Origin of the sequence: Saccharothrix sp., assembly GCF_031180885.1 — a bacterium.
Taxonomy (GTDB): Bacteria; Actinomycetota; Actinomycetes; order Mycobacteriales; family Pseudonocardiaceae; genus Actinosynnema.
In genome coordinates this window covers 213915-223518 of record NZ_JAPSLK010000005.1, presented here as the reverse complement: position 1 = coordinate 223518, position 9604 = coordinate 213915, and the positions used below count along the sequence as shown (strand labels likewise).

Sequence of the window (9604 nt, the reverse complement as noted above, 5' to 3'; positions counted from 1 at the left end):
GTTCGGTGGACGGGAGGCGACGTGGCGGTCTACGCGGTGAAGCTCGAGCGCAGCGACCTCCTCCAGTTGCCGGTGCACCCGGACGCGTGCACCGAGGAGACGTTCGAGCAGTGGTGCGCCGAGAGGGTGGCCAACGGCGCCCGGCTCGCGGTCGACCTGTTCTCCGGTGGCGGCGGGTTGAGCCTGGGCCTGACCGACGCCGGGTGGACCGTCGCCGCTTCGGTCGACCACAACAAGTTCGCGCTCCAGACCCACCGGGCGAACTTCCCGGGCCTCGCGCTCGACGTGGACCTGGGAGACCCCAGGAAGCGCGCCGCGTTGATCAGGATGCTCAAGCGCGTCGACGTCGACCTCATCGCCGGGGGACCGCCGTGCCAGCCGTTCAGCAGGGCTGGGCGCAGCAAGATCCGCAGCCTGGTGGACGCGGGTGTCCGCGACGAGTTCGACGAGCGCAAGGAGCTCTGGCGGGCGTACGTCGATGTCGTGCTCAAGGTGAAACCCCGTGCGGTGCTCATGGAGAACGTCCCCGACATGGCCCTGGGCGACGACTTCCACGTCGTGCGGCGGATCGTGGACATGCTGGAGGACGTCGGGTACCGGACCAACCTCCGCTTGGTCGACGCCTGGCAGTACGGCGTTCCCCAGCACCGCAAGCGCCTGATCCTGCTCGCGCGTCATGACAGCGACACCTTCACCTGGCCCAGCCCGGGTGAACCGGTGACCGTGCGGGATGCGATCGCCGACTTACCCAGCCTCGGCCTCACCACCGGTGGTCGCGAGCTGCCCTACTCACCCACCGGCGAGGTGTCGGAGTTCGCCGCGGTGATGAGGCGCGGCACCGGCGCGGAAAGGGTGTGGGACCACATGACCCGTCCGGTTCGTGACGACGACCGCGAGATCTTCGCCTCGATGACGTCCAAGACGCTCTACGCCCACATCGACCCCAGCCTGCGCAGGTACACGGCGGAAACGTTCGACGACAAGTACAAGCGCTTGGACTGGGACGAGCTGAGCCGCTCCATCACCGCGCACATCGCGAAGGACGGCTACTGGTACATCCACCCGTCGGAGAACCGCACCCTCACCGTTCGCGAGGCCGCCCGCATCCAGACGTTCCCGGACGACTTCCGCTTCGCGGGCAGCCGCAGCCACGCGTTCCAGCAGATCGGCAACGCCGTGCCGCCGTTGCTGGGCAAGGCCGCGGCCACCGCCCTCATCCCTGTACCGGTCACCGACAAAGCCAGGCAGAACCGGTGGCGTGTTCTCGCCAACCACTTGGCCGCTTGGGCCGAGGAGCGGCGTGCCGGGAACTACTGGTGCGTGCTTCCCGGGGACCAGTTGACCCCGGCCGTCGCCGCAGTCGTGGCGATGCTGGACCCGTCACCTGTCGAACTGGCCGCATACGCCCGTGGCCTCCGCGAGGTGGCCGCGAGAGGGCGGGTCACCAAGCGAGCAGTGGACCTCATCGAACAAGCGGCGGTCACACGCGCAGCTGCGGCAGCGGTCACGCGCTTGCGGCAGTTGCAGGACGACAGGAAGCTCTGGCTGCACCCCCAGGACATGCCGGAGGTCTTGGCCCTCCCGCCGGGGAAGACCGCTCTTCTGAAGCTGCTGGCAGGCGACGACGTCCTGTTGACCAGCCAGCCGGTCATCCGCGTGTCATCACGCGTGCTCAACACCAGCTCGGAGCGGGCGAACAGCCTGACCGACGGTAGGGTCGACCTCTCGCGCTTGGTGGGAGGCGACTCCAGAGCACCGTTGCGCATGGCCGCGCTGCGCCTGGTCGGCCAGCTCCACTGCCACAAGCAAGCACCGATGTGCGAGGGGTGTCCATTGGCCCGCCAGTGCGTGACGGCCCGCAACAGCGAGTTCTCGGACAGGCTGTTCTGACCTAGGACCACAGATGATGCGGACGGCCCGGCCGACATGGTCGCCCGTTTAGACCGGGCCGTCGACAAAGAGCGATTCCCCCTCATTCCAGAACTACGGTGCGATTCCCATCTGGCGCCGGTCGCGCGTCCGGCAATACCACGAGTACGGTTTGCACCATCCTTTGCACATTGGACCTTACCTTGAGCCGCACTGCTACAGCATGTACGCCCGCGTCCCCAAGCACCTCCGAATCAGGGCGCCGAAATTCCGAAAGATCCTCAAGTTCAATCGAAGGCTTGAGAGTTCGGGAGCGTTCCGTATGCTTGATCCATGTCATTCGTCAGCCATCTCTACCGCGGTGAAATGGGTGACTGGTTCACCGAACGGCTCACCGGCACCAAAGAGGTGGCGGACGACGTGGTGACTCGGGTCCGGTCGCACCCCAAGGTGCGACCAGCAGGACAAGTCGATCTCCGACATTGGGATCGAGCAGGTAAGACGGTCGTCGCGCGATTAGCCGCAGCGGTGCAGGCCGCTCCCCCGTACTCCGCTCTGCTCGGACTCGTGCGCATCGGCCTCGTCACCCGCGAGTGGGCCGACGGCCAAGCGATCCGCTACCCGACGCACGCTGGGCTGTCGGTGACCGAGCGAGCGCGTGCGCTGGACCTGCGACCCACCCCGCAGGGCTGGTTGGACTTGCGGGACGCCGTCGAACGCGGTGCGGCCATCATGCCCTCGGCCTCGATCGAACAGGCCGAACGGCGGATCCAGCGACCCGGCATGCCGGATGAACCCGTGCTCGCGGAACTGTTCGACCGCATCCGCGCCTACTCCTGGGCGCACGCGCCGGTAGGCGGCTGGGGGACGAGGGACCCGAGAGAGGACTGGTGCGGTTGTGCTGGCTGCTGGCCGCCTTCGGCTACGCCTACCGCAACGAGAGCGTGGGCCACCCTCTGTTCCGCCTGTTCCGCGACAAACCACCCACCGTGCGCCAATTGCACAGCGCCGCGACCGACGAGGCTATCGCCGACCCCCTCGAACTGGTGCGACTCCTGAGGGACTCCGGCTCCTTCGAAGAGATGCGGAAGTTGGCCGGGAACCCGCCGATCGGCGCCCCGCTGGGATCGCTGCACCAGTGATCTTCGACCACTGGGACGACACCACCGCGGTGCTCCACGGGCCGGACGGCGGTACGTTGCTGGACGTCACCACGGTTGAAGCATTCGACGGCGACCACGTCCGCAAGCGGCTCTGGAAGCTGCTGGCGGGCGCGTGGCTGGACACCGAGGACCTCTTCCGAATCCGATCTGTCGCGATGTACGCGGCACGACACGGGGTTCTGCTCACCTGGCCACTGGACGAGTTGGAACGCGCGTTGCTGGAGACCGGGAATCCGCTCGATGCGCGGCGGACACTCGTCGTACTCGCCAAGCGCCTTCGGGCCGAGGACTACGCGCGCAGGCTCGAACACCGGCCACCAGTCGACTCCTGAAGCGTTCCGCATAGGGATCCGTCACGCCCCATGCCCAGTCGCGGTGGGAAGACAAGGTGCGCACAACACGCCACTGCCGCCTGCGATACGGCATAGCGTTTGGCATCAGGTCGTCCTGACCGGGTCCGCCGTGTGAGTGGACGTGTCGCGAGTGGCCGACTCCCTTCGGACTGCAGAGACATACGTTGTCGAGGATTCACTCCGCTCGGCGCAATCCACGCGGAGCTCAGCACCTTTGCCGCCAGCTGCGTTCCGCACGGAGGTCGGCGGTTCCGACCAGGTTCGTCAGAGCGCGTAGCGAACGCACAGGTACGGGGAGTGCTGGTCGACGAGCGCGAGCAGTTCGTCCAGCAGGCGGCGTTCGAGGCCGCGCCGGTAGCGGACGTTGGTGCCACGCCCTCGCTGCGTTTGGTCTCCTGCAGGTTGGGGCGCCACACAGCACGTCCTCCGCGCGGGGGAGCCGGTTCGCCTCGTGCAGCGCCTGATTGTGGGTGAGGACACCGCGTCGCCCAGCGCCTGCAGCAGCTCGCGCCAGTCGTCCAGCCAGCCGTCGTGCACGACGACCGGGCTGAGGTTGACGTGCACCTCGTAATCGGCGGCGCGGAAGTCGTCCAGGGCGGCGAGCCGCTCGGCGATCGGGCTGGTCCGCAGGTCGAGCAGCTTCGCGGTGCGTTCGGACATGAGGGAGAACCGCACCCTGGTGCGCTTTCGGGGGTCCCAGTCCAGCAGGCCGCGGTTGACGTGCTTGGTCGCGAAGGACGCCTTGGCCGTGGGCAGCCCGCGGAAGAGTGTCACGAGGTCGCGGACGTTATCGCTGACCAGCGCGAGCTCCGCCCGGGACGGATCGCCGCCGACGCGTTGACGTCCTGCTGCACGGTGCGCGGATCGCCCTGTCCATCGACGGGTCCTGGGCGCGCGGGTGTGGCGCCTGGCGGGCGAACCGGAGCTGCTCGACGTCGACCCGCTCAACGGCCACCTGGTCGCCGACCGCGTCGTGGTCGTGCGGGAACTGCCGGACTTGCCCCGCGCGTGGCCGCAGTACCCAGGGCATTACTAGGGCAAACCGCCGGGACGGCCGATCTTCGAGGTCGAGTACGGTGGCCAGAAGCACTACGTGTCCGTGTCGGTGGGCAACAACGGCTACATCGTCGGGGCCACCATGCGCGGTGCGGACAGCCCGTTCGACGGTGCCCGGCGCGATCCGCGTGCGGAGACCGATCCGACCTGTCGGGGATGGGTACGATGATCGGCGCGGTTTCGGTGCGGTTGGCGCCCGAGTGGGGTACGGATCCGCTGTGGGTGCGCAGGGAGGGCGACCCGATTCCGGGGAACTGTTCGGCGGATCGGTTGGGGCGTGAGTTCGGTGTGTCCGCCCGGCTCGTGGCGGCCATCGACGCGTGGGATGATGAGTTTCAGGCGGTGTACGACCCGGACGACCCTGCTGACTCTGGCTTCCCGGACGAGGCGGCCACTTTGGCGTGGCATGAGCGGGGCGAACGGTTGGCTGAACGGTTGGCCAAGGTGCTTCAGATTCGAACGGAGTTCCACACAGCGTGTGGAGATCGCGTTTTCGGCAGTTAGATTGCGTGCGTCCGGCCTTGCGGGCAACGGTAACCCTGAGACTCGGACGCACATCGCGTTGTGGCCGTGGCACGCGGTCGAACCGCTTGATACTCGACCAGGAGAGTGGTCAAGGAGGAGCGTATGGAGGAGAGTTCGTTGTGCTGCAACGGAATCTCGCCGCGTCGAACTGCACTCAACCGAGCTGTCTCAAGCTGCGCTCCCCCTGTTTCCGCTGGTCAGCGCATGATCTAGGCGACCCTGGGGGTCAAGGGGTCACGCAGACCCTTTCTGCAGGTAGAGCTAATGCGGAGCTCCCTGTCTGTGTCTGCGTATGAGTCCAGGGTGCGGTCGTTGAGTGCCTAATGGGAGCACGCTGTGGGAGCAGGGTGGGAGCCGTCGGGTGCATTCAACGGTAGTGAGTTACGTCCAACGGCTGCCAACAGTATCGTTTTGCATGGGGCAAATGTGTTTCTGCTGGTGTAGGCCTTTTGTTGGCTTCATTCACACTGATGTGCTCTTCGAACCGCGCTCAACGGCATCGAACGGCACAAAAACGCTGGTCAACAGCGGTGAACGTGTGCTGGCCGGGTAGCGCTGGGAGGTGAGCACTTCTGCAACTCCGAAGAGCCGGTTCGTGCTCTTGAGGACCGTGTGGCTGATGGCCGTGCAAGGATTGGTCGGTGCGACAATGAGTCGACGTCTGCTCACCCGAACGGCGGATCGAAATGCGAGGCCGCCGGTTGGGGCAAGTAGTCGGGCCGATCCGGTCACTTCCCCAATTGATTCGCAATGGAGGATTCTCGGATGTACGCCGACTCGCCCCACATGGTCGAATGGATGTCGCGGCGAAATTCTTTCCGTGTGATCGGCTCTGTTTCGGCGGAGTCCGAGACATATCTCGCAAGCTTGCCCTGGGCGTCGAGTAGGGTCGACTGGATGAAACTTCGAGATGTCCGCTTCGAAATAATTGAGAGGTCATCCCGCTCCTGCCAGCGGGTCGCGTCGCGCCGCACCCGCGGAACGGACGGGAACGGCTGCATTTCACCGTCTTGACTTCGGCTGACCCGCCCGACTACCCCCTCCCTGACCGTCGAACACCCACGGTCAGCGCGCACGGAGCGTGATTGGACCATTTGGTCGCTGCTGCATGTGGCCCGTGCCCGTCATAGTCCTCAGCGGGGTCGGGAACCTCGTATCAAGACTGGGCCGCAGGTCGGCCTTGGGGGGCTTTGCATGAGATCGCGCGTTGGCGCGCGGGGATTCACCCTGCGCGCGCTCGTTGCTGTGCTTTTCGTCGGTGGTGTCGTCGCGGCGCCGGGTGTGGCGCTGGCCGAACCGGTGGTCCCGGAGTCGGCGCCCGACGAGGCCACGGCCGTCGGGTACGCCCGGCAGTCCGGGACTCCGGTCCGGGTGGACTCGGCTACCTCGGAGACCGAGGAGTTGACGGCCAACCCGGACGGGACCATGACGTACACCCAGCACGCGCAACCGGTGCGGGTGAAGCGTGACGGCGGGTGGGTCCCCGTCGACCTGACGTTGGAACGGCGTCCGGATGGCGGTTTCGCGCCGAAGGCGGCCCCGGTGGAGACGGTGTTCTCGCCCGGCGGCATGGGGTCGGGGGCCGCGCCGTTGGCCAAGATCTCGCAGGGTTCGCACGAGGTCGGGCTCGGGTGGCAGCGCGATCTGCCCACGCCCACGGTCGACGGCGCCACCTTGACCTACGCGAACGTCCTGCCGGACGTGGATCTCAAGGTGGAAGCCGGCATCCGGGGTTTCAGCCAGGTCCTGGTGGTGAAGACCCGCGAGGCGGCGCAGCACCCGGAGTTGGCGGACATCGCCTTCCGGACCCATTCCAAGGACGTGACCGTGTCGAGTCCCGCCTCGGCACCTGGGCAGCTCGTCGCCCTCGACAGCCGGGGTCTCCCGGTGTTCGGCGGCGACGCTTCGTGGATGTGGGACTCCTCGGGCGAGTCGGACGCGAACCACACCGACGGGCCCGCGCGCGGTGACCGCCGGGCCGAGATGGCCGTGGAGGTCAAGTCCGACGCCGTCGCGGTCAAGCCGGACCAGGACTTCCTGCGCGATCCGAGCACGACCTACCCGGTGGTGCTCGACCCGTGGTACTGGTGCACGAACTGCACGAAGGCCCACCACGTCGTCGTGCAGGACTCGTGGCCGACGGCGAAGAACTTCGACAACTCCGAGGGCGTGTTCGCCGACCTCAAGGCGGGCTTCGTCAACGGGACCGAGTTGGGCACGCGGGCCCCTGGTATCTCGCGGTCGTTCGTGCAGATGAACACCGGTGCGATCAACGGCAAGCAGATCCACTGGGCGACGCTGGGCATGAAGGTCGTCCACACGTACTCGTGCAGCCCGTCACCGACCGAGATCGGTCTCGCGGGGTGGATGGACACGAACACCGACTGGTACAGCCAACCCGCGTGGATCTACACGCTGGCCGAGGTCAACCAGCGCAACAACGCCAGGTTCTGCCCGGAGGACGGTGGCGCCGAGGCCGTCGTGACCAGGGCCGTGGCCGATGCCGCGGCGAACAACTGGCAGCTCACGACGTTCGGCTTCCGGGCCAAGGACGAGAGCGCCCTGGACGCCTCCTGGCGGAAGTTCGACCTGAACCCCTACCTGCAGGTCACGTACAACAGCTACCCGAACACGCCCAGCGACCTCGGGATGGAGGCGTGGGGGCCGAACGCCGGCGACCAACTGCCCTGTGCCGTCGGGGCGAACCGCCCGCACGTGGGCACCGCCACCCCGCGGCTGCGGGCGAAGGTGTCAGACCCGGATCGTGGAATGCTGACCGACACCGGCTTCCTGGTGGAGCGGGGACCGTCGGGTGGCGACGTCCCCCTGATCGAGCTGGTCCGCAACGACATTCCGTCGGAGTCGTTCGCCGAGGTCGGGATCCCCGAGGGCACCCTGGTCGAGAACGGGCTCTACCACTGGTCGGTCTACACCGGCGACGGCAGCGTGCGGTCGAACCGCTCCGGTGACTGCGAGTTCGTCGTGGACACGGTCGCGCCGAACACGCCGCTGGTGACCTCGACGGACTACCCGACCACGAACTTCAACGGAACCGTCGGCAAGACCGGGATGTTCACCTTCGAGGTCAACGGCAACACCGGGTACGGCGGCTCGATGGACGTGACGCGCTACGGCTGGTCGCTCAACGACGACACCGTCGCGGCCACGTTCGTGAACGTCACCGCGGCCGACGGCAAGGTCACGGTGCCGATCACGCCGAACCGCGAAGGCGTGAACGTGCTGTACGTGGCCGCGTACGACAAGGCGAACAACCGGTCGGCCACCAGCGCGGCGTACACGTTCAAGGTGGCACCGCCGACGGGTCCCGTGGGGGAGTGGAAGCTCGACGAGACCGCTGGTGCCGTCGCGGCCGACACCAGCGGCGGCAACCACCCGCTGGCGCTGAGCGGTGGGGCCGTGTTCGGGGCCGGTTACGCCGGCAACGGGTTCGTGGGCAACGGCACGACGGCCGTCGCCGCCACGTCCAGCGCGGTGGTCGACACGTCGAGGTCCTTCTCGGTCGGCGCGTGGGTCAAGCTCGCCGACACCACCGGCGCGTACACCGTCGCCGGCCAGGACAACGCCTCGCACAGCTCGTTCTACCTCCAGCACGCGGAAGGTCGTTGGACGATGACCGCCGCCAGGGAGGACGGGCAGGGTTACGTCCGCGCGGTGTCGACCTCGCCGTCGCAGGCGGGCCTGTGGACGCACGTCCTGGGCGTCTACGAGCCGGACCGGGCGACCGTCTCCCTCTACGTCGACGGCAAGTACCAGGCGTCCACGACCCAGCCGCTGTGGAAGGTCACCGGCAGCTTCGTCGTCGGTGCCGCGCGGTGGGCGGGCAACCGCGCCAACCACCTCCCGGGCGTCATCGACCACGTCCGGGTGTGGGACAGGGTGCTGAACGCGCAGGAAGCCGCGAACGAGGCGAATCTGGTCGTGCCGCGTGCCCGGTACCAGCTCGACGAGCGCACCGGGACGACCGCGCGGGACGAGGTGGCCGGGGTGGCCGCCACGCGTTCGGGTGGCGCGACGTGGGCCGGCTCGTCGGACGTGTCGTCGGCGAGCGACGAGAAGTGGCTCGCGTACGACAACTCCGGGACCGGGCAGGTGAGCGTGCCGCGTCCGGCGCTCCTGCGCACGGACCGGTCCTTCTCCGTGGCCACGTGGGTCCGGCTCGGCGACTCGGCCGGTGGTGCGCGGACCGCGCTGAGCGTGCACGACCCGTACTTCGCCCCGTTCTCGCTCGGCTACGCCGACGGCAGGTGGAAGTTCACGATGGCCCGCTCGGGGCTGGGCGCGGTCAACACCTGGCGCGCGTTGTCCGACCACCCGGCAGTCACCGGCCAGTGGGTGCACCTGGCCGCGACCTATGACGCGCCGGCCAGTCGGATCTTGCTGTACGTCGACGGCGTGCGCCAGACGACCTTCTCGCTCACAAGGCCTGACGGCACGGGCGTCTCCGGCATGAACACCTCGGCCCAGCTGTGGATCGGCCGGGACACGTCCGGGAGTTCGGCGTCGGAGGTCTGGGCGGGCGACGTCGACGACGTCCGGGTCTACTCCGGGGTGCTCGACGCGACCGCGGTCCGCGACGTCGCCCTCACCACGCAGCACTTCTGACCCGTTCCGACTTTT

The 9604-nt window shown here is 67.7% G+C and carries 7 protein-coding genes; 6 read left to right on the top strand and 1 reads right to left on the bottom strand.

The window, feature by feature from the left end:
- Window positions 1–21 precede the first annotated feature (21 nt).
- The 3 genes from RIN75_RS10630 to RIN75_RS10620 all read left to right on the top strand — a co-directional run bounded on the left by RIN75_RS10630 (window position 22) and on the right by RIN75_RS10620 (window position 3364).
- Window positions 22–1890 (top strand): DNA cytosine methyltransferase, encoded by a 1869-nt coding sequence (locus RIN75_RS10630; protein ID WP_309111661.1) that lies wholly within the window; start codon window positions 22–24, stop codon window positions 1888–1890.
- A gap of 869 nt (window positions 1891–2759) precedes the next feature.
- Window positions 2760–3011 (top strand): hypothetical protein, encoded by a 252-nt coding sequence (locus RIN75_RS10625; RefSeq protein ID WP_309111660.1) that lies wholly within the window; start codon window positions 2760–2762, stop codon window positions 3009–3011.
- A complete protein-coding gene (locus RIN75_RS10620) occupies window positions 3008–3364 on the top strand; it encodes a hypothetical protein (protein WP_309111659.1) in 357 nt (118 codons plus the stop codon). Before RIN75_RS10625 ends, RIN75_RS10620 begins: the two co-directional genes overlap by 4 nt.
- A 285-nt stretch (window positions 3365–3649) precedes the next feature.
- Here RIN75_RS10620 and RIN75_RS10615 read toward each other — a convergent pair whose 3' ends face one another.
- Entirely contained in the window at window positions 3650–4333 is a 684-nt protein-coding gene (locus tag RIN75_RS10615; protein ID WP_375295935.1) for a spore photoproduct lyase family protein, read from the bottom strand.
- On the opposite strand from RIN75_RS10615, the gene RIN75_RS10610 reads away from it, so the two are divergent.
- The 3 genes from RIN75_RS10610 to RIN75_RS10600 all read left to right on the top strand — a co-directional run bounded on the left by RIN75_RS10610 (window position 4284) and on the right by RIN75_RS10600 (window position 9589).
- Window positions 4284–4421, top strand: coding sequence for a hypothetical protein (locus tag RIN75_RS10610; RefSeq protein ID WP_309111657.1), 138 nt, complete (start codon window positions 4284–4286; stop codon window positions 4419–4421). The two genes, RIN75_RS10615 and RIN75_RS10610, sit on opposite strands and share 50 nt — an antisense overlap.
- A 185-nt stretch (window positions 4422–4606) precedes the next feature.
- Window positions 4607–4945 carry a hypothetical protein gene (locus RIN75_RS10605; RefSeq protein ID WP_309111656.1) on the top strand — a complete coding sequence of 113 codons (339 nt, stop codon included), beginning with the start codon at window positions 4607–4609 and terminating at the stop codon, window positions 4943–4945.
- Window positions 4946–6160: 1215 nt separating this feature from the next.
- Window positions 6161–9589 carry a LamG-like jellyroll fold domain-containing protein gene (locus RIN75_RS10600; RefSeq protein ID WP_309111655.1) on the top strand — a complete coding sequence of 1143 codons (3429 nt, stop codon included), beginning with the start codon at window positions 6161–6163 and terminating at the stop codon, window positions 9587–9589.
- The last annotated feature ends 15 nt before the right edge of the window (window positions 9590–9604 follow it).

Bases quoted from the DNA above. Each gene is read 5' to 3' on its own strand.
- RIN75_RS10605 (WP_309111656.1), top strand. From the start codon at position 4,607: ATGATCGGCGCGGTTTCGGTGCGGTTGGCGCCCGAGTGGGGTACGGAT.
- RIN75_RS10600 (WP_309111655.1), top strand. From the start codon at position 6,161: ATGAGATCGCGCGTTGGCGCGCGGGGATTCACCCTGCGCGCGCTCGTT.